23 protein-coding genes are annotated in these 22,740 nt (G+C 69.1%); 17 read left to right on the forward strand and 6 right to left on the reverse strand.

The window, feature by feature from the left end; translation table 11 throughout:
• Nucleotides 1-24: 24 nt before the first annotated feature.
• Nucleotides 25-534, forward strand: coding sequence for a hypothetical protein (locus NQV17_RS19600; RefSeq protein WP_257773532.1), 510 nt, complete (start codon nt 25-27; stop codon nt 532-534).
• A 43-nt stretch (nt 535-577) separates the two neighbouring features.
• Here the strand turns inward: NQV17_RS19600 and NQV17_RS19605 are convergent, their stop codons facing one another.
• Nucleotides 578-1,423, reverse strand: coding sequence for a tetratricopeptide repeat protein (locus NQV17_RS19605; RefSeq protein WP_257773533.1), 846 nt, complete (start codon nt 1,421-1,423; stop codon nt 578-580).
• Nucleotides 1,424-1,437: 14 nt separating this feature from the next.
• Entirely contained in the window at nt 1,438-3,507 is a 2,070-nt protein-coding gene (locus NQV17_RS19610) for a bifunctional 2',3'-cyclic-nucleotide 2'-phosphodiesterase/3'-nucleotidase (protein ID WP_257773534.1), read from the reverse strand.
• 332 nt (nt 3,508-3,839) lie between these two features.
• Here NQV17_RS19610 and NQV17_RS19615 point away from each other — a divergent pair, with 332 nt between their 5' ends.
• From NQV17_RS19615 to NQV17_RS19660, 10 genes are all read left to right on the forward strand, one after another.
• A complete protein-coding gene (locus NQV17_RS19615) occupies nt 3,840-4,964 on the forward strand; it encodes an ABC transporter permease (RefSeq protein ID WP_257773535.1) in 1,125 nt (374 codons plus the stop codon).
• Nucleotides 4,961-5,890: an ABC transporter ATP-binding protein gene (locus NQV17_RS19620; RefSeq protein ID WP_124486560.1), complete on the forward strand. Its 930-nt coding sequence runs from the start codon at nt 4,961-4,963 to the stop codon at nt 5,888-5,890. The genes NQV17_RS19615 and NQV17_RS19620 overlap by 4 nt, the downstream gene beginning before the upstream one ends.
• A 27-nt stretch (nt 5,891-5,917) precedes the next feature.
• A complete protein-coding gene (locus NQV17_RS19625) occupies nt 5,918-6,853 on the forward strand; it encodes an MlaD family protein (protein ID WP_257773536.1) in 936 nt (311 codons plus the stop codon).
• An 89-nt stretch (nt 6,854-6,942) separates the two neighbouring features.
• Nucleotides 6,943-7,566 carry a PqiC family protein gene (locus NQV17_RS19630; protein WP_257773537.1) on the forward strand — a complete coding sequence of 208 codons (624 nt, stop codon included), beginning with the start codon at nt 6,943-6,945 and terminating at the stop codon, nt 7,564-7,566.
• 19 nt (nt 7,567-7,585) lie between these two features.
• The gene (locus NQV17_RS19635) at nt 7,586-8,737 is read left to right on the forward strand and encodes a VanZ family protein (RefSeq protein ID WP_257773538.1); all 1,152 of its coding nucleotides are present in this window, start codon (nt 7,586-7,588) and stop codon (nt 8,735-8,737) included.
• Nucleotides 8,738-8,883: 146 nt separating this feature from the next.
• A complete protein-coding gene (locus NQV17_RS19640; protein ID WP_044846759.1) occupies nt 8,884-9,201 on the forward strand; it encodes a ferredoxin in 318 nt (105 codons plus the stop codon).
• A gap of 13 nt (nt 9,202-9,214) precedes the next feature.
• A complete protein-coding gene (locus tag NQV17_RS19645; protein WP_257773539.1) occupies nt 9,215-9,859 on the forward strand; it encodes an alpha/beta hydrolase in 645 nt (214 codons plus the stop codon).
• Between the two features lie 294 nt (nt 9,860-10,153).
• Nucleotides 10,154-11,470: a D-alanyl-D-alanine carboxypeptidase family protein gene (locus tag NQV17_RS19650; protein ID WP_257773540.1), complete on the forward strand. Its 1,317-nt coding sequence runs from the start codon at nt 10,154-10,156 to the stop codon at nt 11,468-11,470.
• A gap of 48 nt (nt 11,471-11,518) precedes the next feature.
• On the forward strand, nt 11,519-12,445 hold the full coding sequence (locus NQV17_RS19655; RefSeq protein WP_124520683.1) for a D-amino acid aminotransferase: 927 nt from the start codon (nt 11,519-11,521) through the stop codon (nt 12,443-12,445).
• Nucleotides 12,445-12,753 carry a YbeD family protein gene (locus tag NQV17_RS19660; RefSeq protein ID WP_044846755.1) on the forward strand — a complete coding sequence of 103 codons (309 nt, stop codon included), beginning with the start codon at nt 12,445-12,447 and terminating at the stop codon, nt 12,751-12,753. The genes NQV17_RS19655 and NQV17_RS19660 overlap by 1 nt, the downstream gene beginning before the upstream one ends.
• Here the strand turns inward: NQV17_RS19660 and NQV17_RS19665 are convergent.
• Entirely contained in the window at nt 12,737-13,726 is a 990-nt protein-coding gene (locus NQV17_RS19665; protein WP_257773541.1) for a transcriptional regulator GcvA, read from the reverse strand. The genes NQV17_RS19660 and NQV17_RS19665 overlap by 17 nt on opposite strands.
• Before the next feature lie 102 nt (nt 13,727-13,828).
• On the opposite strand from NQV17_RS19665, the gene NQV17_RS19670 reads away from it, so the two are divergent.
• The 6 genes from NQV17_RS19670 (at nt 13,829) to NQV17_RS19695 (ending at nt 19,036) form a co-directional block, all read left to right on the forward strand.
• Entirely contained in the window at nt 13,829-14,155 is a 327-nt protein-coding gene (locus NQV17_RS19670) for a DUF2917 domain-containing protein (protein WP_044846777.1), read from the forward strand.
• A gap of 83 nt (nt 14,156-14,238) precedes the next feature.
• Nucleotides 14,239-14,994: a lipoyl(octanoyl) transferase LipB gene (gene lipB, locus NQV17_RS19675; RefSeq protein WP_124571346.1), complete on the forward strand. Its 756-nt coding sequence runs from the start codon at nt 14,239-14,241 to the stop codon at nt 14,992-14,994.
• On the forward strand, nt 14,987-15,979 hold the full coding sequence (gene lipA / locus NQV17_RS19680) for a lipoyl synthase (RefSeq protein ID WP_044846752.1): 993 nt from the start codon (nt 14,987-14,989) through the stop codon (nt 15,977-15,979). The genes lipB and lipA overlap by 8 nt, the downstream gene beginning before the upstream one ends.
• A 252-nt stretch (nt 15,980-16,231) precedes the next feature.
• Nucleotides 16,232-17,248, forward strand: coding sequence for a taurine ABC transporter substrate-binding protein (gene tauA / locus NQV17_RS19685; protein ID WP_257773542.1), 1,017 nt, complete (start codon nt 16,232-16,234; stop codon nt 17,246-17,248).
• 28 nt (nt 17,249-17,276) lie between these two features.
• A complete protein-coding gene (locus tag NQV17_RS19690) occupies nt 17,277-18,074 on the forward strand; it encodes a taurine ABC transporter ATP-binding protein (RefSeq protein WP_257773543.1) in 798 nt (265 codons plus the stop codon).
• Between the two features lie 71 nt (nt 18,075-18,145).
• Complete coding sequence (locus NQV17_RS19695; protein WP_257773544.1) at nt 18,146-19,036, forward strand: ABC transporter permease subunit; 891 nt, start codon at nt 18,146-18,148, stop codon at nt 19,034-19,036.
• Between the two features lie 38 nt (nt 19,037-19,074).
• On the opposite strand, the gene NQV17_RS19700 is transcribed toward NQV17_RS19695, so the two are convergent.
• From NQV17_RS19700 to NQV17_RS19710, 3 genes are all read right to left on the reverse strand, one after another.
• A complete protein-coding gene (locus tag NQV17_RS19700) occupies nt 19,075-19,710 on the reverse strand; it encodes a LysE family translocator (protein WP_257773545.1) in 636 nt (211 codons plus the stop codon).
• Between the two features lie 64 nt (nt 19,711-19,774).
• A complete protein-coding gene (gene ggt, locus NQV17_RS19705) occupies nt 19,775-21,658 on the reverse strand; it encodes a gamma-glutamyltransferase (RefSeq protein WP_257773546.1) in 1,884 nt (627 codons plus the stop codon).
• Nucleotides 21,659-21,729: 71 nt separating this feature from the next.
• Nucleotides 21,730-22,692, reverse strand: a complete 963-nt coding sequence (locus tag NQV17_RS19710; protein WP_124486547.1) for a LysR family transcriptional regulator — start codon at nt 22,690-22,692, stop codon at nt 21,730-21,732.
• Nucleotides 22,693-22,740: the final 48 nt, after the last annotated feature.

Consider the following 22,740-nt stretch of genomic DNA (forward strand, 5'->3'; position numbering starts at 1 on the left):
CCGACCGTTTTCAAGGAGATGGCCATGCAACTCCACATGCATTCGCACCATTACGTGCGCCGCATTCCGGTGTGGCGAGCCGCCGTGATCGGCGGGTGCGTGGCCGGTGCGGTTTTCCTCGTCGTCCAGGTCGTCGCGGCGGCAATCATCGGACACGACGCGTGGGCGCCGCTGCGCATGATCGCGGCCATCTACTTCGGCGATGACGCGCTCGCGCCGTCGGCCACGGTCGAAGTGGGGACGCTGCTGGCCGCGCTGGGCGTGCACTTCGCGTTGTCGATCGTATTTGCGCTGGTCCTGGCCGTGATCATTGCGTGTTTCAGCCTGGATTCGAGCATCGGGATGGCCAGCGTGGCGGGGGCCGTATTCGGCGTGCTGCTGTACGTCGTCAACTACTACGGCATGACGCAGTTGTTCCCGTGGTTCGCCGACGCGCGAGGCTGGGTGAGCGCGCTCGATCACGTCGTCTTCGGACTGATCGTGTCCGACTCGTACATGCGTCTGGAACGACCCGCGCGCAGCGGCGCCGCCTGACGCCGGATGCCGCGACGGCACCCGGCCAGGCGGCTCGCGCGCATCACGGCGCGATGACCGGGTGCTTCAGCGCATGCGCGGTTTCGATCCACTGCGCGTGGAATTCGTCCGCGTCGGGCTTGAGCCCCAGTTCGCCGTTGCGATACGCTATCGCGAGCGTCTGCACGGCTTCCGGCAGCTCGTGTTCCGCCGCCCGGCGATACAGCGCGAGCGCGCGCGCTTCGTCGCGCGGCACGCCGCTGCCTTCGCGGTACGCGTTCGCGAGCATGAAGTCCGCGGCCGGGAGGTCCGCGCGCGACGCGAGCTCGAACCAGTGCGCGGCCTGCACGGCGTCCGCGGCGGTGCCGTAGCCGCTGCGATAGATCAGCCCGAGGTAATACGCGGCGGCCGGATCGCCCTGTCCGGCCGCTTCGCCGAGCAGCGCGCGGGCGCGTGCGTAATCCTTCGGGATGTCGCCGCTGCCGAGCAGCAGAGCCTTGCCGAGTGCCAGCTGCGCACGCCGCGCGGCCGGCGTGTCGGCACGGCCGTCCGCCTGCGCGGCGGTTTCCAGCCAGCCGCGTCCCTCGTCGCGCAGCCCCGGCTCGCGCGCATCGACGAGCGCGATGCCGAGCGCCGCCTGCGCGTCGCCCGACCCGCGGCGCGCGAGGGTGCGCAACTGCGCGAGCGCGTGCGGCTCGACGGCCTGCGCGACCATCGCCTGCCATTCGTCGAGCTGCGCGGCGCTCGGTGCGGGGCCGGCGGCGCGCCAGCCGGTCGCGGCGACCACGGCCGCGACGGTCACGGCCGCCGCCGCGAGCAACGCGGCCGGCGGGAGTTTCGTGCGCAGCACGCGCCGCGCGGCGGCGGTGAAGCCGGCCTCGGCCGGCCGCATCGTCCGGATCGGTTGCATCGCGGGTCTCGTGGTCATTGCGTGAGGTCGATCTCGTAGATGGCGAGGTTCTTGCCCGAGCCGTCGTCGGCCGCGACCTGCGTGAGGCCGCTCAGGCCGGCAGCCGCCGCGTCGCCGAGCCGGTTCGGCGCGGACGTGAACCGCACGTGCGCGACCGAGCTCGCGAGCTTCGTGAAGCGCCAGCTGCGCTGCGCGCCGTCGGCCGCGCGCGTGATCGCGCCGCGTTTCTTGATGAACGCGATCAGCACGTCGCGGTTCGCGTCAGGCGACGCGAAGATCGTCTTGCTGCCGTCGAGGCCCGGGAAGTTGCCGCCGCCGCTCGCGCGGTAGTTGTTGGTCGCGACGATGAACTGCGCGTTCGGGTCGATCGGCGCGCCCTTGTACGTCAGGTTCCTGATCCGGCTGCCGACCGGCTGCGTGACGTCGATCTCGTACGCGAGATCGGCGGACGTGAACATGTCGAAGTTGTAGCCGGGGAAGCTGCTGACGAGCGGCTGCACGGTCGCCTGGGTCGGGTCGATCGTGTTGAAGCGTTTCGCGGCCGTCTCGAGCCAGTTCTTCACGTCGCTGCCGCTCACCTTCACCGCGTACACGGTGTTCGGATACAGGTACAGGTCGGCCGCGTTGTTGATCGCGAGCGCGCCGGGCGCGACGTCGGTGTAGTCGCTGCCGCCGCCGAAGCCGCTCTTGAACGGCGCGCTGACCGACAGCACCGGCAGCGACGCGTATTGCGGCAGGTTCGCCTGCACGTAGGTCTTCACGTAGTCGGCCTGCGCCTCGTTGACGATCTGGATCGCACCCGGATCGCCGACGTCGGCGAAGTACGAGTTCATCCGGTAGTCGGTCGAGCCGATCGGCGTCTTCACGTAGTCGATCGTCGCCTGGTGCTCGGCGGCGATCGCGGCGGACACCGACGGATCGGCGGCGACGTAGCTCTTGTCCGCGTTCTGGATCGGCCGCGCCTCGACGGTCGTCTGCGACTTGTCGACGCTCCACGTCTTGCCGTCGAACTTGAGGCCGAGCTTGATCACGCCGAGATGCTTGCCCCAGTAGTTGGCCATCACGGTCGGCACGCCGTTGACGGTGCCCTTCGCCTTGTCGACGCCCGCCAGGTTGAACTGCGCCACGGTGCTGTTCGCGTCCGGGAACACCTGGTGCGAGTGGCCGATCAGCATCGCGTCGATGCCGGGCACCTTCGACAGCCACCAGCTGCCGTTCTCCATCGTCGGCGAGTACGCGGTGTTGTCGAGGCCGCCGTGCGAGATCGCGACGACGAGGTCGGCGCCCTTCGCGCGCATCTCCGGAATGTACTTCTCGGCCGCTTCCTTCAGGCCGGTCGTGTAGACCTTGCCGTCGAGCCAGCGCTTGTCCCAGCTCATGATCGCGGGCGGCGTGAAGCCGATGATGCCGATCTTCACCGGCGCGCTGACGGTCTTGCCGTCGGGCGTGACGGCCGTCACCGTGCGGGTGAGGATCGTGTACGGCGTGAACAGCGGCGCGTTGGTCCTCGCGCTGATCACGTTCGCGAGCACCTGCGGGAAGTTCGGGCCCGCGCACTTCTTCTGCTGCGCGGGGGGCGGCAGCCCGTCGACGTCGAACGTGTTGCCGGTCACCTGCGACAGGTACGGCAGCCCGTAGTTGAACTCATGGTTGCCGATCCCGCCGCCGTCGAACTTCGCGGCGTTCATCACCTTGTAGATCGCGAGCGTCTGGTCGCAGCCGATCGGGTTCACGAGCGCCTGGTAGTCCGACAGCGCGGTGCCCTGGATCGTGTCGCCGTTGTCGAGCAGCAGCGTGTTCGGGTACTGCGCGCGCGCCTGCGCGATCAGCGTCGACACGCGCTCGAAGCCGAGCGACTTGTCGGCGGCGAGCTTGAAATAGTCGTACGACAGCACGTTGGTGTGCAGGTCGGTCGTTTCGAGCAGCGCGAGCGTCGTGGTCGTGCCGGCGGGCGCCTGGGCCTGCGTCTGCGATGACGGCGGAGCGGTGACGTCGTCGCCGCCGCAACCGGCGAGGGCGAAGGCGAGGCTGGCGAGCGCGGCGGCGGCGCTCGCGCGGCGGCGGGAAAGCGGGGGGAGACGCATCGATTGTCCTGTTCGGTGTTCTGTTCTATGAATCGCGAGGCGCGCCGCGAGATGGCGGCGCGGGCGCCGACGGCCTGACGTGCGGCGCGTGAGAGTATCGAAAGGAAACGTGACGGAAGAATGAAAGGTCGCAGCCCGGCATGCCGATCCGGCGGCGAACGGTGCGCCGTGGCGGGCCGGGCACCCGCAACCGGATGCCCGCGGCCCGACGCGCCGGCCACGCGCGCCCCGCCACGCGCTCCCGGCCGCGCGCCCCGACGGCAATCCTCACGTCGCGGCGCCGGGCGGTTCGCTACAATGGCCGCTGTCATCCTTTTGCAAACAATCCGCCCTTGGACTTCGAGACTCCTCCCGGCCTGTCGGTCGACGCCGGCGGCCAGGGTCAGACGGTGCGCCTGTACGGCCAATGGACCGCACTCGCGCTTGCGCGCAACCGCGGCGCGGTCGCGCGCCGCATCGCGGGCATCGCGTCCGGGCGCGTGAACGAATGGGATCTGTCCGGCATCGAGCGACTCGACCACGTCGGCGGCCAGGCGCTGTGGCGCGTGTGGGGCCGCAAGCTGCCGGCCGGCGTCGAGCTGTCCGCCACGCAGCGCACGATCTTCGAGCGGATCGAACGCCTCGACAGCCAGCGCGAGGCGCCCGAGCGCGTCGTGCGGTTCGATCCCGTCACGCGCCTCGGCCAGGCGATCTTCGCGTTCGCCGAACACCTGCAGGGCGGCATCGCGATGTTCGGCCTCGTGATCCTCGATGCGCTGTCGGTGCTGCGCCGCCCGAAGACGATGCCGTGGAAGGAAATCTCGGCGAACATCTACAGCGCCGGCGCGCAGGCGCTGCCGATCACCGCGCTGGTCGCGTTCCTGATCGGCATCGTGCTCAGCTACCTGTCCGCGCAGCAGCTGCAGATGTTCGGCGCGAACCGCTACATCGTGAACATCCTCGGGCTGTCGGTGATCCGCGAGCTGGGGCCCGTGCTGTCGGCGATCCTCGTCGCGGGCCGCTCCGGGTCGGCGATCACCGCGCAGATCGGCGTGATGCGCGTGACCGAGGAACTCGACGCGATGCGCGTGATGGGCATCCCGCACGGGCTGCGGCTGATCCTGCCGCGCGTGCTCGCGCTCGGCGTCGCGATGCCGCTGCTCGTGATGTGGACCAACATCATCGCGCTCACGGGCGGCGCGCTCGCCGCGAAGCTGGTGCTCGGCATCGACGTCAACTATTTCGTGCGCTCGCTGCCGGGCGTCGTGCCGATCGCGAACCTGTACATCGGCATCGGCAAGGGTGTCGTGTTCGGCATGCTGATCGCGCTGGTCGCCTGTCATTTCGGTTTCCGGATCAAGGCGAACTCGCAGAGCCTCGGCGAAGGGACGACGACCTCGGTCGTCTCGTCGATCACGGTCGTGATCCTCGCCGACGCGGTGTTCGCGATCCTGTTCCAGAACGTGGGGCTCGGATGAACGCGTCGAACGAACCGGCGGCCGGTGCCGCCAGCGCACATGCCGCGGCAATCGGCGCAGGCTCGGTCGGCACGCCGCCGGGCGCCGCCGTGCCCGGCGACGACCTCGTGATCGAGGTGCGCAACCTGACGAAGCGCTACGGGCGCAACATCATTCACCAGAAGCTCGATTTCGACGTGCGGCGCGGCGAGATCGTCGCGATCGTCGGCGGCTCGGGCTCGGGCAAGACGACGCTGGTGCGGCAGATCCTCGGCCTCGAGCGGCCGACGTCGGGCACGATCAAGGTGTTCGGCGAGGACACGTCGAAGATCGACGACGCGACCGCGCGGATGATGCGCACGCGCTCGGGGATGCTGTTCCAGCAGGGCGCGCTGTTCTCGTCGATGACGGTGTTCGACAACGTCGCGCAGCCGTTGCGCGAGCTCGGCCGCGTGCCGCCCGACCTGCTGCACGACATCGTGATGCTGAAGCTCGAGATGGTCGGGCTGCCGTGCAAGCACGCGTCGAAGATGCCGGCTGCGCTGTCGGGCGGGATGGTGAAGCGGGTCGGCATCGCGCGCGCGATCGCGCTCGAGCCGGAGCTGCTGTTCCTCGACGAGCCGACCGCCGGCCTCGACCCGCAGGCGTCCGACGAATTCGTCGAGCTGATCGCGACGCTGCACCGCACGCTCGGGCTGACGGTCGTGATGGTGACGCACGATCTCGACACGATGGTCGCGCTGTCGACGCGCGTCGCGGTGCTGGCCGACCGCAAGGTGCTGGTCGCGGCCCCCGTCGAGGAGGCCGCGAACGTTGACCATCCGTTCATCCACGAATATTTCCTGGGGCTGCGCGGGCGCCGCGCATTGCAGGCGCTGCCGCCCGAGCGGCGCGCGAAGCTGCCGAAGGCGGCCCTCGAACCGGCGCCGTCGAGCGTCGATCTGTAAGCAAGGCAAGAAGCAAGGAATCCGCGAATGGAAAACAAATCACATGCGTTCTGGGCCGGCCTGTTCACGATCGCGCTGACGCTCGCGATCGCGGGCACCGTGTTCTGGTTCAACGTCGACCGCACCGTGCGCGTGCCGTACGACCTGCTCGCGCGCACCAACGTGACGGGCCTGTTCCCCGATGCGGCCGTGCGTTTTCGCGGCCTCGACGTCGGCAAGGTGCAGTCGATCGGCTTCGATCGCACGCATCCGGGCCAGATCCGGATCCGGATCCTCGTCGATCGCGACGCGCCGATCACGCAGTCGACCTACGGCAGCCTCGGCTTCCAGGGCGTGACGGGCATCGCGTTCGTGCAGCTCGAGGATACGGGGCGCGACCTGGCGCCGCTGCCGTCGTCGCCGAAGGCGATCGCGCAGATCCCGATGCGGCCGAGCCTGTTCGACCAGATCCAGGAGCGCGGCGACGTGCTGCTGCGGCAGCTCGAGCTGGCGGCGAAAAGCGCGAACGCGCTGATGTCGCCGGAGATGCGCGAGCAGCTGCGCGCGACGGCCGAAAGCCTGCAGCACGCGGCGGACGGCGCGGCGACGCTGTCGAAGCAGCTCGCGCCGGCGGTGGCCGCGCTGCCGGAGACGATGCACCAGGTCGATCGCGCGATGGCATCGGCGAACACGCTGCTGCAGCCGAACGGGCCGCTCGTGTCGAACCTGAACAAGGCCGGCTCGGCTGCCGAGCAGGTCGGCGTCGCGCTGAACGACCTGAACGCGCGGGTCCAGTACGACACGCTGCCGCGTTTCAACGCGCTGGCCGGCAGCGTCGGCGATGCGTCGCGGCAATTGAAGGACGTCGCCGGTGAACTCGGCCGCAACCCGCGCAGTCTGTTGTTCGGCTCGCCCGGTTCCGCGCCCGGGCCCGGCGAGGCGGGCTTCGTCTGGCCGGGGGCCGGGGCCGCGGCCGGGAAATGAAGCGCATCGCCAGCCCGCCGCTCGACCGCCCCGGTGCGAGACCGGGCCATCACGCCATCGAAACCGGAAACATCATGCAGGAACATGCCATGCCACGAATCCTTGACCGCGCGCTGCGTCCGGCCGCGACCGCCCTCGCGATGCTGACGCTCGTGTTCGCCGCCGGCTGCGCCGGCAACGGCGCGGCGCTGTCGAACGTCCGCTACGACCTCGGGCCGGCCGCATCGGTCGTCACGGCCGGCACGGGGCCCGCGCTGAAGGTGCTCGACGTCGCCGCGCCCGACGCGCTCGACACGGACAAGTTCGTCTACCGCCTCGCGTATGCGGATGCGCAGCGCATGGCCGTCTATCGCGACAGTCGCTGGACTGCACCGCCCGCGCAACTGCTCACGCAGCGGCTGCGCGGCGCGCTGTCGTCGCGCGGCGCGGTGCTCGAAGGCACCGACGGCGTGCGCGCGCCGACGCTGAAGGTCGACCTGAACGAATTCGAGCAGGTGTTCGACGGGCAGTCGCAGAGCCACGGCGCGGTCACCGCGCGCGCGACGCTGATGCAGGACGGCAAGGTGCTCGGCCAGCGCACCTTCGTCGCGCGCGCGCCGTCGAGCACGCCCGATGCGGAAGGCGGCGCGCGTGCGCTCGCGGCCGCGAGCGACGAGCTCGTGTCGCAGATCGCCGCGTGGGTCGGCGTGCAGGCGTACGCGGGCAACCCGTGACGCACCGCGCGCAGCCGCGATGAGGGCGCCGGGCACGTCGCGCGCGTCGTCGCTGGCGCGGCAGGCGTTCGCTGCGTATGCGGCGCTCGTCGTCTATGCATCGCTGTATCCGTTCGACGGCTGGGTGTCGCTCGGCATCGGGCCGTTCGACTACCTGTTCGCGCCGATGCAGCGCTATGTGACCGCGTTCGACGTGGTCACCAACGTGCTCGGCTACCTGCCGTTCGGCGCCCTCGGCGTGCTCGCGCTGCATCCGCGCTGGCGCGGCGTGGCCGCGACGCTGATCGTCGGCGGCCTCGGCGTGCTGCTGTCGGGGTCGATGGAGGCGCTGCAGACCTACCTGCCGACACGTGTCGCGTCGAATCTCGACCTCGCGGCCAACGCGCTCGGCGCGCTGCTCGGCGCGGCGCTCGCGGCACCGGCCACCGGCGCGCTGCTCGAGCGCGGCGCGCTGCGCCGGCTGCGCTTCGCGTGGTTCGAGAACGACGGCGCGACGCCGCTGCTGCTCGCCGGCCTGTGGCCGTTCGCGATCCTGTTTCCGTCGCCGTTCCTGTTCGGCATCGGCGACTGGCCGGCCGCGCTGTGGGAACGCGCCGACGGCTCGATGCAGGACGCGCTGCTCGCGTGGCTGCCGGCCGCGTGGCGCGTGAGCGAATGGCCCGAGCGCGTCGACGGCTGGCTGTCCGACTCCGCGTGGGAAGCCACGCTCGGCGGGCTGATGCTGTTCGCCGCGCTGGCGATCGCGTCGCTCGCGATGCGCGAGCGCGCGCCGCGCGTGCGGCTCCTGATCGGGTTCGTCGTCGCGACGCTCGCGCTGAAGGCGGCCGCGACCTTCATGCAGTCGAGCACCGGCCTCGTCGTCGTGTGGGCGACGCCCGGTGCGCGGCTCGGTATCGAGCTCGGCTTCGCGGCGGCCCTGCTCGCATTGCGCGTGCCGGCCGCGTGGCGCGCGCTGCTCGCGGCGCTCGCGCTGCTGGCCGGCGTGGCGCTCGTCAACCTGCTGCCCGTCAACCCGTTCTTCGACTTCACGCTGTCGGGCTGGCGGCAGGGCCGCTACGTGCACTTCAACAGCATCGCGCGCTGGCTCGCGTGGATCTGGCCCTACGCGGCGCTGATCTGGCTCGGCCAGCGCGTCGAGCACGCGTGGCTGCCGGCCGCGCCGCGGCGCTGACGCGGCACGCCGGGCAGGGCGGCCACGGTTCGGTCGCGGGCAGCGGCGCGCGCCGCTCGTTATAATCGTCCGCACATCCGTTGCCGCGCGCAACGGCGATCGCCCCTCTTTCCGCCCGGCACCGCGCCGGGCCGCTCGTCACCATCATGGATTCCTACTACCAGCACCACGTCTTCTTCTGCCTGAACCAGCGCGACCCGGGCGCCGAGCGTCCGAGCTGCGCGCAATGCGATGCGCAGACCATGCAGGAATACGCGAAAAAGCGCGTGAAGGAACTCGGCCTCGCGGGGCCCGGCAAGGTCCGCATCAACAAGGCCGGCTGCCTCGACCGCTGCGAGGAAGGGCCCGTGATGGTCGTGTATCCGGAAGGCACGTGGTACACGTACGTCGACCAGGCCGACATCGACGAGATCGTCGAATCGCACCTGCGCGACGGCAAGGTCGTCGAGCGCCTGAAGATCTGAGCGGGCCGGCCGAATGAACGTTCATACGCAGAAATCGCTGATCGCCGGCCCGGTCGGGCAGATCGAAATCGCGGTCGACCTGCCGGACGCCATGCGCGACGCCAGCGCCGCGCCGCGCGGCATCGCGCTCGTCGCGCACCCGCATCCGCTGTTCGGCGGCACGATGGACAACAAGGTCGCGCAAACCCTTGCGCGCACGCTGGTCCAGCTCGGCTACGTGGTGTACCGGTCCAACTTCCGCGGCGTCGGCGCGACCGAGGGCGTGCACGACAACGGCATCGGCGAGGCCGACGACCTGCTTGCCGTGCTCGCGCACATGCGCGCGCAGCCCGCGTATGCGGACCTGCCGCTCGTGCTCGCGGGCTTCTCGTTCGGCACCTTCGTGCTGTCGCATGTCGCGAAGCGGCTGCGCGACGCGGGCGAGACGATCGAGCGGATGGTGTTCGTCGGCACGGCCGCGAGCCGCTGGCAGGTCGCCGACGTGCCGGAGAACACGCTCGTGATCCACGGCGAAACCGACGACACGGTGCCGATCGCGTCGGTCTACGACTGGGCGCGGCCGCAGGAACTGCCGGTCGTCGTGATCCCCGGCGCCGAGCATTTCTTCCATCGCAAGCTGCACGTGCTGAAGCGCATCATCGTCGACGCGTGGCGTTGATGCGCTGAACCCGGCGTGCGGCCGCCCGGGCCACGGTTCCCGAAAACGCCGTTCGCAGCCACGTATAATGGCCGCAATTCGCGTCGCCCGCGGCCCGGCTGGGCCCATGCGGCGCTCGTTTCGCCGCCTGTCCGCCCGCTCGCGACGGCCGCGAACCGAACGCGTCCGCACGAGTCCAACCGGCGCGTTTCGCGCCGTCCGACACAGTCGGACGAACGCCGGAACGCCCGCCGCCTTGCCGTTCAACCCTTGCGCGTTTCGCGCCGCACTTTCTGCCATCAGCCTGAATCGATCATGCGTCTGTCTCCCCAAGGCCTCAAGTCCCTCGCTTCTTCCATCGCCTTCGGCACCGCCGCGCGCAACGTCGCGCTCGGCGTGATGCTGCCCGTCGCGCTCGCGTCGACGATCGTCGTCGCCGAGGCGAAGCCGGCCGCCAAGGCCAAGGCCGCGCATGCCGCGCCGGCCGCCGCCGCCGAGCAGTTCACCGGCGCGCCCGCGACCTTCATGCCGGGCGCGGTGCCGCCGCCGGGCGTGAACGCGCGCTCGTGGGTGCTCGTCGATGCGACGAGCAACACGGTGCTCGCCTCGGGCAACGCCGACGAACGCGTCGAGCCCGCATCGCTGACGAAGCTGATGACGGCCTACCTGGTGTTCGAGGCGCTCGACAAGAAGAAGATCTCGATGGAGCAGATCGTCACGCCGAGCGTCGCGGTACGCCGTGTCGGCACCGACGAGTCGCGCATGTTCATCGAGGCGAACAAGCCGGTGTCGGTGCACGACCTCGTGTACGGGATGATCATCCAGTCGGGCAACGACGCCGCGATCGCGCTGGCCGAACTGGTCGGCGGCAGCGAAGGGCAGTTCGTCACGCTGATGAACGACGAGGCGGCGCGCCTCGGCATGAAGGGCACGCACTTCGCCGACGTGAACGGCATGCCCGACCCGAACCACTACACGACGGCCGGCGACCTCGCGAAGCTGTCCGCGCACCTGATCCGCGATTTTCCGCAGTACTACGGCATCTTCTCGGAGAAGGAATTCAAGTACAACAACATCCGCCAGGGCAACCGCAACCGCCTGCTGTGGCTGGATCCGACGGTCGACGGCCTGAAGACGGGCCATACGCAGGCGGCCGGCTACTGCCTGATCGCGTCGGCGAAGCGCGCGATCCCGGGTGTCGACAGCCAGCGCCGTCTCGTGTCGGTGATGATGGGCGAGCAGAAGGAAGGCGAGCGCACGCAGGACAGCATGAAGATGCTGAACTACGGCTATAGCGCGTTCGACGCGGTGCGCCTGTTCAAGGGCGGCCAGGCGATGTCGACGCCGCGCATCTACAAGGGCAAGGAAAACACCGTGCAGGTCGGCGTGAAGGGCGACCAGTGGGTGACCGTGCCGCGCGGCCTGGGCGACAAGGTCAAGCCGGAAGTCGAGGTCAACGCGCCGCTGATCGCGCCGCTCGCGGAAGGCCAGCAGGTCGGTACCGTGAAGATCGTCGCCGACGGCAAGACGCTGTCGGAGTTCCCGGTCGTCGCGCTGCAGGCCGTGCCGGAAGCGGGTATCTTCGGCCGTATCTGGGACTCGATCCTGCTGATGTTCAGCAAGAAGAAGTAAGCGCGACGGGCCTTTGTTTTCACGACTTCATCCCCATCTGTCATTGCCATGAGCCAAGCCGAATTCGAACCGATCGTCTACCTCAGCGTGTCGTCGCACGAGGAACTGGTGCCGCTGTCGGAAGCCCGCGTGCCGGTGCTCGACCGCGGGTTCATCTTCGGCGATGGCGTGTATGAAGTCGTCCCCGTTTATGCGCATGACGGCGCGCACGTGCCGTTCCGGATCGAACAGCATCTGGACCGGCTCGCGCGCAGCCTGAAGAAGATCGGCATCGACAATCCGCATGACGCGGCCGGCTGGCGCGCGCTGATCGAGCGCGTGGTCGCCGCGAATGCGGAAGGCCTCGGCGACGGCCATGCGCTCGTCTACCTGCAGGTGACGCGCGGTGTCGCGAAGCGCGGCCACGCGTTCCCGGCGAATACGGTGCCGACGGTGTTCGCGATGACGAGCCCGCTGCGCCTGCCGTCGGACCAGGAGCGCGCGCAGGGCGTGCGCTGCGTGACGGCCGAGGATCGCCGCTGGCTGCATTGCGACATCAAGTCGATTTCGCTGCTCGGCAACGTGCTGATGGCGCAGCATGCTGCCGAACGCGACGCGTTCGAGACGATCCAGCTGCGCGACGACAACGTGACCGAAGGTTCGTCGTCGAACGTGTGGGTCGTGAAGAACGGCGAGCTGTACGCGCCGCCGCGCAGCAACAGGATCCTCGAAGGGATCCGCTACGCGCTGGTCGAGCAGCTGGCCGACGAATGCGGCATTCCGTTCGTCGCGCGCGAGATCAGCGAAGCCGAGCTGCGCTCGGCGGACGAGATCATGATCACGTCGGCCACGAAGGAGATTCTGCCCGTCACGTCGCTCGACGACCTGCCCGTGCAGGGCGGCAAGCCGGGCCCCGTGTTCGCGGCGTTGTACGACGCGTACCAGCGTGCGAAGGCACGCGAGTTTGAACAGTTTGACCTAACCCGGAGAAAGTGATGAGCGAACCGACCAAAACCATCGAGGTCACCGGCGCGATCGATGCCCGGAAGGAGTCGCTGCTGGAGTTTCCGTGCGACTTCCCGATCAAGATCATGGGCAAGGCGCACCCGGAGTTCAAGGATACGATCTTCAAGGTCGTGGCCGTCCACGACAACGAGATCGACGTCGAGAAGATCGAGGAGCGTGCCTCGAGCGGCGGCAACTACACCGGCCTCACGATCACCGTGCGCGCCACGAGCCAGCAACAGCTCGACGACATCTACCGCGCACTGACCGGCCATCCGATGGTCAAGGTCGTGCTCTGAGCGCCGCTTTCCATCCTCCTTCCTGCGCGCACTCGGCGGGGGTTTTCCCCGCCGCGCGCCGCGCGTCCAGCTCGTCGCACAGCTGCTGGTACTCCGCGACTTCCTGAAGCAGCCAGGTCCTGAACGCCTGCACGCGCGGCGTGTTCACGAGCGGCGGCGGACACACGAAAAAATAGTGCCACGGGCTCTGCCCGTCGATGTCGAACAGGCGCACGAGGCGCCCGTCCAGCAGGTCGTGCACCGCGAGCGAGCGGCGCACCAGCGCGATGCCCTGGCCGTCGATCGCGGCCAGCAGCAGGTTCGACGAATCCTGGTACAGAATCCCCCGTTTCGGCTCGGTCAGCGTATCGAGCCCCGCCGCGTCGAACCACGGCCGCCACAGCTCGTCGTCCGAGCGCAGCAGGTTGTAGTGCACGAGATCGGCGGGCGTCTGCGGCAGCTTGCCGCCGTTCAGCGTCGGCGCGCACGCCGGGAAGAACACTTCCTCGAACAGCGGCTCGACGTGCAGCCCCGGATAGCTGCCGGAGCCGAAGCGGATCGCGAGATCGACGTCGTCGCGCGCGAAGTCGGTGAGCGAGTTGGTCGACTGCAGCTCGACGTCGATTTCCGGATGCCGCTCGATGAACGTGCCGATGCGCGGCGTGATGAAGCGCGCGGCGAACGAAGACAGCATCGACACCACCAGTCGCCGTCCGCGGTCGCTCGCGCGCACCTCGCGCGTCGCATCGGCGATCTGCATCAGCGCGGTGCGCACCTGCTGCGCGTAGCGCATGCCGGCGTCGGTCAGGCACAGCCGCTTGCCGTTGCGCGTGAACAGCTGCACGCCGAGCTCCTCCTCGAGCGCGCGAACCTGATGGCTGACCGCGCCGTGGGTGACGTACAGCTCGTCGGCGGCGCGGGAGAAATTCTCGTGACGGGCGGCGGCTTCGAACGCGCGAATCGCGTTCAGCGCAGGCAGCTGGCGGAGGTCCATTTGCTAATTTTCCTCACATCGACGTGAAAATTGGTCGTTTGGTCGGGTGCCTTGAAGTGACTACGATTGTAGCCATCGAAGCATTTATTGGCGGAGTCGATCATGCAAGAAATTTCTTCAAGCATCACGTTCGAAATCCCCGCGGGCGAGACCGTGCCGATGAAGGTGCAGCGCAGCACGCGTCTGACGGTGCAATGCGGGCCGGTGTGGGCGACGCGCAGCAACGACGTCGAAGACTACTTCCTGGTCGACGGCGAGACGCTCCGGCTGCGTCGCGGCGAGCGGCTGTGGCTCAGCGCGGAAGGCCGGCAGGGCGCGCAGGTCGCGTTCTCGGTGTCGCGGCCGGCCGGGGAAGTCGCGCGCGGCGCGCTGGCGCGGCTGCGCAACCGCGTAAACGCGCTGTTCCACGACGGCTGGCGCACCGTCTGACCGACCTTTCCTCCGACGGATGCTCGCGATCCGTCCCCTTCCCGGGCCGGCGAGACGCATGGGTTTTCGGTAAACTAGCGCCCATGTCCGTCTCGCCGGTTGCCATCGTGTCCACGCCTGTCGCTGTTTCCGAATCGCCCGCCGGGTCTCCGGTCCAGCCCGTCGTGCCGGTCACCGTGCGCTGGCGGGGCAGCGAGGCCTACGAGACGAGCTTCGACGCGATGCGCGCGTTCACCGACACGCGCACGGCCGACACCGGCGACGAAATCTGGGTCGTCGAGCATCCGCCCGTCTACACGCTCGGCCAGGCCGGCGACCCGGCCCACCTGCTGGTGGCCGACAGCGGCGTGCCGCTCGTGAAGGTCGACCGCGGCGGGCAAATCACCTACCACGGCCCCGGCCAGATCGTCGCCTACCTGCTGCTGGACCTGCGCCGGCGCAAGCTGATGGTGCGCACGCTCGTGACGAAGATCGAGGAGGCCGTGATCGAAACCCTCGCGGCGTATAATCTCGCTTCGGTCCGCAAGGCGGGCGCGCCGGGCATCTACGTGGCATCCGGCGTGCACGAAGGCGCGAAGATCGCGGCCCTCGGCCTGAAGATCCGCAACGGCTGCAGCTATCACGGGCTGAGCCTGAACGTGAAGATGGATCTGCGCCCGTTTCTCGCGATCAACCCGTGCGGCTATGCCGGACTGGAAACCGTCGACATGGCGAGCCTCGAGGTTGCCGCCGACTGGAACGACGTCGCCCACACGCTGGTGGGTCGTCTGATTGCCAACCTCGATGGCGCATCCGCGGCCGCCGACAAGCCGCAGGCACTGGAACATTCGAATGACTGACGTTACCGCTTCCCCCGCACCGGCCGACTCGGCCGCGACCGCTGCCTACGATCCCACCGCCAAGCAGAAGGCGCAGGCGAAGACGGCGCGCATCCCGATCAAGGTCGTTCCGATCGAGAAGCTGAAGAAGCCGGAGTGGATCCGCGTGAAGGCGGCCACCGGCAGCTCGCGCTTCAACGAGATCAAGACGATCCTGCGCGAGCACAACCTGCATACCGTGTGCGAGGAAGCGAGCTGCCCGAACATCGGCGAATGCTTCGGCAAGGGCACCGCGACGTTCATGATCATGGGCGACAAGTGCACGCGCCGCTGCCCGTTCTGCGACGTCGGCCACGGCCGTCCCGATCCGCTCGACGCGGACGAACCGAAGAACCTCGCGCGCACGATCGCGGCGCTCAAGCTCAAGTACGTGGTGATCACGAGCGTCGACCGCGACGACCTGCGCGACGGTGGCGCCGCCCACTTCGTCGAGTGCATCCGCGAAGTGCGCGAGCAGTCGCCGGAGACGCGCATCGAGATCCTGACGCCGGACTTCCGCGGCCGTCTCGACCGCGCGATCTCGATCCTGAACGCCGCGCCGCCCGACGTGATGAACCACAACCTCGAAACGGTGCCGCGCCTGTACAAGGAAGCGCGCCCGGGTTCGGACTACGCGCACTCGCTGAAGCTGCTGAAGGACTTCAAGGCGCTGCATCCGGACGTCGCGACGAAGTCGGGCCTGATGGTCGGCCTCGGCGAGACCGAAGAGGAAATCCTGCAGGTGATGCGCGACCTGCGCGCGCACGACGTCGACATGCTGACGATCGGCCAGTACCTGCAACCGTCCGAGCACCACCTGCCGGTGCGTGCGTACGTGCATCCGGATACGTTCAAGATGTACGAGGAAGAGGCGTACAAGATGGGCTTCACGCACGCGGCCGTCGGCGCGATGGTGCGTTCGAGCTATCACGCCGATCTGCAGGCGCATGGGGCCGGGGTGGTCTGAGCGTCGCGATGCCGCGATTGTCTCGCGCAGTCGAAAAAAGCCCGCAGCGATGCGGGCTTTTTCGTTGGCGCGGCGGCCATCCGCGCATGCGCACGGCAATCGTCACCCGACCGGACACGCAATCCGGTCGAGCATGGAAAGCAAAGCTGAAACGGCATCGATAGCTTCGCAGGATAAGTTCGCTCCCGCCGCGCGCAAAGCTCGTAAAGTCGGCTCTCCCGCAGCAATGCCCGCATTCCGAAGGAGAGCCGCATGTCCCGTTTCAGCTTCGTCCGCCGCGCCGTCGTCGCGCTGACCGCCTTTGCCGCGCTCGGCGCGGCGCATGCCGAATCGCGCGAGGTCGTGATCGCGTACCAGGACATGGTCGTGCCGTGGCGCTATGCGCAGGCGAGCGGTGAAGTCGAAAAGGCGACCGGCTACAAGGTCACGTTCCGCAAGCTCGACAGCGGCGCCGACGTGATCCGCGCGCTCGCGTCGGGCTCCGTGCAGCTCGGCGAGGCCGGTTCCAGCCCGATCGCGGCCGGCCTGTCGCAGGGGCTCGACATCTCGCTGTTCTGGGTGCTCGACAACATCAACGACGCCGAGGCGCTCGTCGCGCGCAACGGCTCGGGCGTGACCAGCGTCGCCGCGCTGAAGGGCAGGAAGATCGGCGTGCCGTTCGTGTCGACGTCGCATTTCCATACGCTCGTCGCGCTGCAGGCCGCCGGCGTGAACCCGAACGACGTGAAGATCGTCAACCTGCGTCCGCCCGAGGTCGCGGCCGCGTGGACGCGCGGCGACATCGACGCGACCTACATCTGGGATCCGGTGCTCGCGAAGGTCAAGCAGTCGGGCACCGTGCTGACGACGTCCGGCAAGGTTGCGAAAGAAAGTGGCAAGGCGACCTTCGACGGCTTCGTCGTGAGCCGCAAGTTCGCGCGCGAAAACCCCGAGTTCGTCGCGCGCTTCGTGAAGGTGCTCGCGGCCGCCGACGCCGACTACCGCGCGCATGCGGCGGCGTGGAAGGTCGGCTCGCCGCAGGTCGCGGCGGTCGCGAAGGTATCGGGCGCGGACGCGCAGGACGTGCCCGCGAGCCTCGCGCTCTACGCGTTTCCGACGCCGGCCGAGCAGGCGTCGCCGACGTGGCTCGGCGGCGGTGCGCAGTCCGGCGCCGCGAAGTCGCTCGCGGCCACCGCCGCGTTCCTGAAATCGCAGGGCACGATCCGGGCGGTGCTCGCCGACTATTCGGTCGGCGTCGATCCGCAGTTCGTGCAGAAGGCCGCGCGCTGAACGCGGCGATCATCGCGGAGTCCCGAGCATGAGCACGCTGGAAGTCCGTCAGGTATCGGTCGACTATCCCGGCGAACGCGGCCGGCCGACGACGCAGGCGCTCGCGCGCGTCGACCTGCGCATCGAAGCCGGTGAATTCGTCGTCGCGCTCGGCGCGTCCGGGTGCGGAAAGACGACGCTGCTGAACTGCATGGCCGGCTTCGTCGCGCCGACGACCGGCGACGTGCGCGTCGACGGCGTGCCGGTCACGGGCCCCGGCGCCGATCGCGGCGTCGTGTTCCAGAAATACGCGTTGCTGCCGTGGCTCGACGTGCTCGAGAACGTCGCGCTCGGGCTGCGCTTCGCACGCGTGTCGAAGGCCGAACGCGAAGCGCGGGCGCGGGAGATGCTCGCGCTGGTCGGGCTCGACAAGCATGCGCACGCGCGCGTGTACGAGCTGTCGGGCGGGATGCAGCAGCGCGTCGGCATCGCGCGTGCGCTCGCGAGCGATCCGCGCGTGCTGCTGATGGACGAGCCGATGGGCGCGCTCGACGCGATGACGCGCGGCACGATGCAGGCGCTCGTGCTCGACGTGTGGGCACGTACCGGCAAGACGGTGTTCTTCATCACGCACGACGTCGAGGAGGCGCTGTTCCTCGCGACGCGTCTCGTCGTGATGACGCCGGGCCCCGGCCGGATCGCGGAAACGTTCGAGCTGCCGTTCGCGCGGCGCTACGTCGAATCGCGCGATGCGCGCGCGGTGAAGTCGTCGCCGGAATTCATCGCGTGGCGCGAGCGGCTGATCGCGTATCTGCATCGCGACGAGGCGGTCGGGGAAGCCGCGTGAGGCGCGAGCTCGCGCGGCAGGGCGCGTCCGTCGGGCGCGGTCGGATCAGCACTTTGCACAGGCAGGACAGCATGAGCACGCAGGATTCGTGGGCGGCCGATCGTACGGACGCAGGTTTCGAACCGGGCGATCGCACGCAGCCTCAGGCAGCGTTGCGTCGCGCGCCGTCGTCGCGCCGTTACCGGCTGCCGGGACAAGGAAAGACCGCGGGGCTGAGCGCGGCGACGGTCGCGGCGCTGGCCGTGCTGTGGTGGGTCGCGACGCATTTCCAGTGGCTGCCGCCGCTGTTCCTGCCCGCGCCGGAAGCGGTGTGGGCCGCGTTCGTCGACGCGTGGCATGGCCGCATCCAGGGCGGCCTGCCGTTGTCGGAGCATTTGTTGTGGAGCGCCGCGCGCGTGTTCGGCGCCTTCGTGTTCGCCACTGCGATCGGCGTGCCGGCCGGGATCCTGATGGGCGTGAGCCGCATCGCGCGCGGCGTGCTCGATCCGCTGCTGGAGTTCTACCGGCCGCTGCCGCCGCTCGCGTATCTGCCGCTCGTCGTGATCTGGTTCGGCATCGACGAGACGGCGAAGCTCGTCGTGATCTTCCTCGCGTGCTTCGCGCCGATCGCGATGGCCGCCCGTGCCGGCGTGCGCGCGGCAACCGTCGAGCAGATCAACGCCGCGTATTCGCTCGGCGGCAGCTTCGCGCAGATCGTGCGCCATGTCGTGCTGCCGGCCGCGCTGCCGGAAATCCTCACCGGCTTGCGGATCGCGATCGGGTTCGGCTGGACGACACTCGTCGCGGCCGAGATGGTCGCCGCGACGGCCGGGCTCGGGCAGATGGTGCTCAACGCATCGAGCTTCCTGCGCACGGACATCGTTGTGATGGGGATTCTGATCATCGGCGCGATCGCGTGGCTGTTCGATCTCGCGATGCGATGGGTCGAGCGGCGGGTGGTGCCGTGGAAGGGGCGGGGGTGAGCGGAGGGGTGTTGCGACGCGGCGAGGTCGTCGTCGCATCAGGTCGCGGTGCCGCGTCGATAGAGGCTGAGGGCGACCGCCAGCCCGGCCAGCATGCCGGCGCAGCCGCGATTGAGCCATTTCAGGGCTTTGCCGGACATGACCTTCATCGCGTGATAGCCACTTGCCGCGTAAATTCCCATCAACAGGACGTCGATCATGGCCGTCAGGATCGCCAGCGTTGCGTACTGGGCCGAGACGTTCGATTGGGGCCGGATGAACTGCGGCAGGAATGCCGAAAAGAACAGCAAGCCCTTTGGATTTGACAGTGCAACAAGCAGCGAGCGCTTGAATGCGGAGCGGCCGTCGCGTGCGCCGTCCGCTTGCACGGCGTCGGCCGACGGCAGGGACATAGGGGCACGCCAGAGCACCCAGGCGAGGTAGAGCAGGTACGCGGCGCCCGCCCACTTCAGCATGACGAACAGGTGTTCCGACGCTTGCATGAGTGCGCCGAGCCCACATCCGACCGCGCCGATCAGAATCAGGTCGGACAGCGCGGCTCCAGCGATGCCGTAAGCCGCGATGCGCATGCCGCGTGTGGCGCCGTTGTTCAGCGCCAGCAGCATCGTCGGGCCGGGCGTGACCGTGACGGCGGATACGGTGATGACATACAGCAAGAGTGTCGTCGAATTCACGTCGCGGCTCCTCGAGGGCAGAGGGTGCCAGTCTACGCGAGATCGAGGCGCCAGCCTGCCGGCGTCATTCACCCATCGCGACGCCTTCCCGCCGCGGGTCGGCCCCGCCGAACCACACCGTCTGCCCCTGCACGTTCAGCCGCTGGATCCCCTGCAGTCCCGAATTCATCTCGACGACCCGCACGTCGTGCCCGCGCCCTTTCAACCCGTCGACGAGCGCGTCCGACACGCGGCCGCGTTCGAGCTGCGTCGGCCCGTTCATCGACCCGACGTTCGGCAGCGCAATCGCCTGCTGCATCGTCATCCCCCAGTCCATCACGCCGATCATCGTCTTCGCGACGTGGTTGATGATCGCGGGGCCGCCGGCCGAGCCGACGATCATCGTCACCTGCTTCGTCTTCTGGTCGAACACGAGCTCGGGCGACATCGCCGAGCGCGGCCGCTTGCCCGGCTGCACGCGGTTCGCGACCGGCCGCCCGTTCTCGTCCGACACGAACGAGAAATCGGTCAACTGGTTGTTCAACATGAACCCGCGCACCATCAGCCGCGAACCGAACGCGTCCTCGACGCTGGTCGTCATCGACAGCGCCTGGCCGTAGCGGTCGACGATCGCGATGTCGGACGTCGACGGCAATTCGGGGCTGCGGTCGTCGGCCAGCGCGAGCGTCGCGCCCTGCGGCGTGCCGGCCTGCGCGACGCCCATGCTGGTGTCGCCGATCAGGCGTGCGCGCTGCGCGAGATAGGCCCGGTCGACGAGGCTCGCCCAGCTGCCGCCCGGCAGCGGCGCGAAATCCGGATCGGCGACGTAGCGCGCACGGTCCGCATACGCGAGGCGTCCCGCCTCGCTGAACAGGTGCGCGGCGAACGGCGTCGGCTCGTAGCCGACTTCGTTGCGCACCGGCTTTTGCGCGCCGATCCGCTGCCAGTCGGGCATCGCCTCGAGGATGCCGAGCATCTGCGCGATCGCGAGGCCGCCCGACGACGGCGGCGGCATCCCGCACACCACCGAGCGCCGGTAGTCGGTGCACAGCGGCGCCCGCACCTTCGCCTTGTAGCGCGCGAGATCCTGCAGCGACAGCAGGCCCGGATTGGTCGGGTGCTTGCGCACCTTCGTGACGATGTCGCGCGCGATCGCGCCGGTGTAGAACGCATTCGCGCCGCGATCGGCAACCTGGCGCAGCACGGTCGCGAGCGCGGGGTTCTTCAGCACCGTGCCGGCCGCCTTCGGCGTGCCGTCCTTGTTGTAGAAGTACGCACGCGCGGCCGGGTCGTTCATCAGGTACTTGTCGTTCGCGATCAGCATCGCGAGGCGCGGGCTGATCGTGAAGCCGTGCTCGGCGAGCCGGATCGCGGGCTGGAACAGCCGGCGCCACGGCAGCTTGCCGTGCGCGCGGTGCGCGGCGTCGAGCATCCGCAGCACGCCCGGCGTGCCGACCGAACGGCCGCCCACGACACCTTCGTAGAAGCCCATCGGCTGGCCGGTCGGGCCGTAGAACAGCCGGTCGGTCGCGGCGGCCGGCGCGGTCTCGCGGCCGTCGTACGCCTGCGTCGCACGGCCGTCGAAGTACAGCATGAACGCGCCGCCGCCGAGCCCCGACGATTGCGGCTCGACGAGCGCGAGCACCATCTGCGTGGCGATCGCCGCGTCGATCGCGGTGCCGCCGGCCTTCAGCATCTCGTAGCCGGCCTGCGTGGCGAGCGGGTTCGCGGCCGCGATCATGAAGCGCTGCGAGGTCCAGCCCGGCTTGTCGGTCCAGCCGGACGCCAGTTCGGGCGCGTGAACGCCGGGCAGCGGTACCGCGGCGCCGGACGCGGCGGCCACCGGCACGACGGCGTTCGACGGCGCGGACGGGGACGTGCAGCCGGCGCTGAACGTGGCGAGCGCGACAAGCGCGAGCGTGGCGACGAGCGTCCGGGGACGCGAATGCGGACGGATCCGGTCGAACATTGAAACCCTCGGCAACAGTGAATTCGAAGGAGGCGGCGTGTGCGCGGCACGCGCTCCGCACGGGCGGCGCGCTATTGTCGCCGTGCGGCCGGCGGATTGTCATCCGACAGGAAACCCTGACGCATCCCGCCGGGCCCGCCCCGGCCGGCCTTTCCGGCCTGTTCGAGGATGAACTCTATGAACGTCGCGGTCGCGCGCGTGTGGTGCCGGTTCGGCATGTAGAGCATGTACATGTGCGTGCCGAAGATGCTGAGACGATACGCGTCGAGCGACGTGACGACCGTGCCGCGCCGCATGTCGTCCTGCATCACGTAGTCGGGCACGATGCCGACGCCGATCCCGGCGAGGATCGCCTGGCGCAGGAACAGGAAGTTCTCCGAAATCAGCGTGGGCTCGAGCAGCACCTCGTGGCGTTCGTCGCCGAGGTACGCCGCGATCCGCAGCTGCCGGCCCAGCACCGTCGCGGTGACGACCGGCGCGGCGGCGAGCGCACCGAGGCTCGCGGGCATCCCGTGCGCGGCCGCGAACGCGGGCGACGCGCACGCGACGTAGCGCACCGCGCCCATGTCGCGCGCGACGAGGTTCTGCGGCGGCTCGGACATCACGCGGATCGCGATGTCGACTTCGTCGCGCATCAGGTCCTCCACGCGATTCTCGAACACCACGTCGAGCACGATGCCCGGATGCAGCCGCTTGAACGCGAGCAGCCAGTCGGACATCACCATCTGCCCGTAGCCGCTCGGCACCGACAGCCGCACGCGGCCCTGCAGGTCCTGGCCGAGCGTCGTCACCGATTCCTGCGCGGCGAGCAGCTCGTTGCGGATGCGCCGGCCGTGCTCGTACAGCTTCAGCCCGATTTCGGTCGGCTCGATGCGGCGCGTCGTGCGGCGCACGAGCTGCTGGCCGATCGAGCGCTCGAGCTGGTTTAGCCGGTAGCTGACGTTCGCGCGGCTCATCTTGAGCCGCTGCGCGGCCTTGCTCAGGTTGCCCGCGTCGAGGATCTCGACGAGCAGCGTCAGCGCGTTCAGGTCCATGCCCGGTGTCTCCTGATCCGTCCCGCTTAAGGACCCGAAGCGGTCCCA

This window comes from Burkholderia sp. SCN-KJ (assembly GCF_024656005.1).
Taxonomy (GTDB): Bacteria; Pseudomonadota; Gammaproteobacteria; order Burkholderiales; family Burkholderiaceae; genus Burkholderia.

Bases quoted from the DNA above. Each gene is read 5' to 3' on its own strand.
- NQV17_RS19600 (WP_257773532.1), top strand. From the start codon at position 25: ATGCAACTCCACATGCATTCGCACCATTACGTGCGCCGCATTCCGGTG.
- NQV17_RS19605 (WP_257773533.1), bottom strand. From the start codon at position 1,423: ATGCAACCGATCCGGACGATGCGGCCGGCCGAGGCCGGCTTCACCGCC.
- NQV17_RS19610 (WP_257773534.1), bottom strand. From the start codon at position 3,507: ATGCGTCTCCCCCCGCTTTCCCGCCGCCGCGCGAGCGCCGCCGCCGCG.
- NQV17_RS19620 (WP_124486560.1), top strand. From the start codon at position 4,961: ATGAACGCGTCGAACGAACCGGCGGCCGGTGCCGCCAGCGCACATGCC.
- NQV17_RS19625 (WP_257773536.1), top strand. From the start codon at position 5,918: ATGGAAAACAAATCACATGCGTTCTGGGCCGGCCTGTTCACGATCGCG.
- NQV17_RS19630 (WP_257773537.1), top strand. From the start codon at position 6,943: ATGCCACGAATCCTTGACCGCGCGCTGCGTCCGGCCGCGACCGCCCTC.
- NQV17_RS19635 (WP_257773538.1), top strand. From the start codon at position 7,586: ATGAGGGCGCCGGGCACGTCGCGCGCGTCGTCGCTGGCGCGGCAGGCG.
- NQV17_RS19640 (WP_044846759.1), top strand. From the start codon at position 8,884: ATGGATTCCTACTACCAGCACCACGTCTTCTTCTGCCTGAACCAGCGC.
- NQV17_RS19645 (WP_257773539.1), top strand. From the start codon at position 9,215: ATGAACGTTCATACGCAGAAATCGCTGATCGCCGGCCCGGTCGGGCAG.
- NQV17_RS19650 (WP_257773540.1), top strand. From the start codon at position 10,154: ATGCGTCTGTCTCCCCAAGGCCTCAAGTCCCTCGCTTCTTCCATCGCC.
- NQV17_RS19655 (WP_124520683.1), top strand. From the start codon at position 11,519: ATGAGCCAAGCCGAATTCGAACCGATCGTCTACCTCAGCGTGTCGTCG.
- NQV17_RS19660 (WP_044846755.1), top strand. From the start codon at position 12,445: ATGAGCGAACCGACCAAAACCATCGAGGTCACCGGCGCGATCGATGCC.
- NQV17_RS19665 (WP_257773541.1), bottom strand. From the start codon at position 13,726: ATGGACCTCCGCCAGCTGCCTGCGCTGAACGCGATTCGCGCGTTCGAA.
- NQV17_RS19670 (WP_044846777.1), top strand. From the start codon at position 13,829: ATGCAAGAAATTTCTTCAAGCATCACGTTCGAAATCCCCGCGGGCGAG.
- lipB (WP_124571346.1), top strand. From the start codon at position 14,239: ATGTCCGTCTCGCCGGTTGCCATCGTGTCCACGCCTGTCGCTGTTTCC.
- lipA (WP_044846752.1), top strand. From the start codon at position 14,987: ATGACTGACGTTACCGCTTCCCCCGCACCGGCCGACTCGGCCGCGACC.
- tauA (WP_257773542.1), top strand. From the start codon at position 16,232: ATGTCCCGTTTCAGCTTCGTCCGCCGCGCCGTCGTCGCGCTGACCGCC.
- NQV17_RS19690 (WP_257773543.1), top strand. From the start codon at position 17,277: ATGAGCACGCTGGAAGTCCGTCAGGTATCGGTCGACTATCCCGGCGAA.
- NQV17_RS19695 (WP_257773544.1), top strand. From the start codon at position 18,146: ATGAGCACGCAGGATTCGTGGGCGGCCGATCGTACGGACGCAGGTTTC.
- ggt (WP_257773546.1), bottom strand. From the start codon at position 21,658: ATGTTCGACCGGATCCGTCCGCATTCGCGTCCCCGGACGCTCGTCGCC.
- NQV17_RS19710 (WP_124486547.1), bottom strand. From the start codon at position 22,692: ATGGACCTGAACGCGCTGACGCTGCTCGTCGAGATCCTCGACGCGGGC.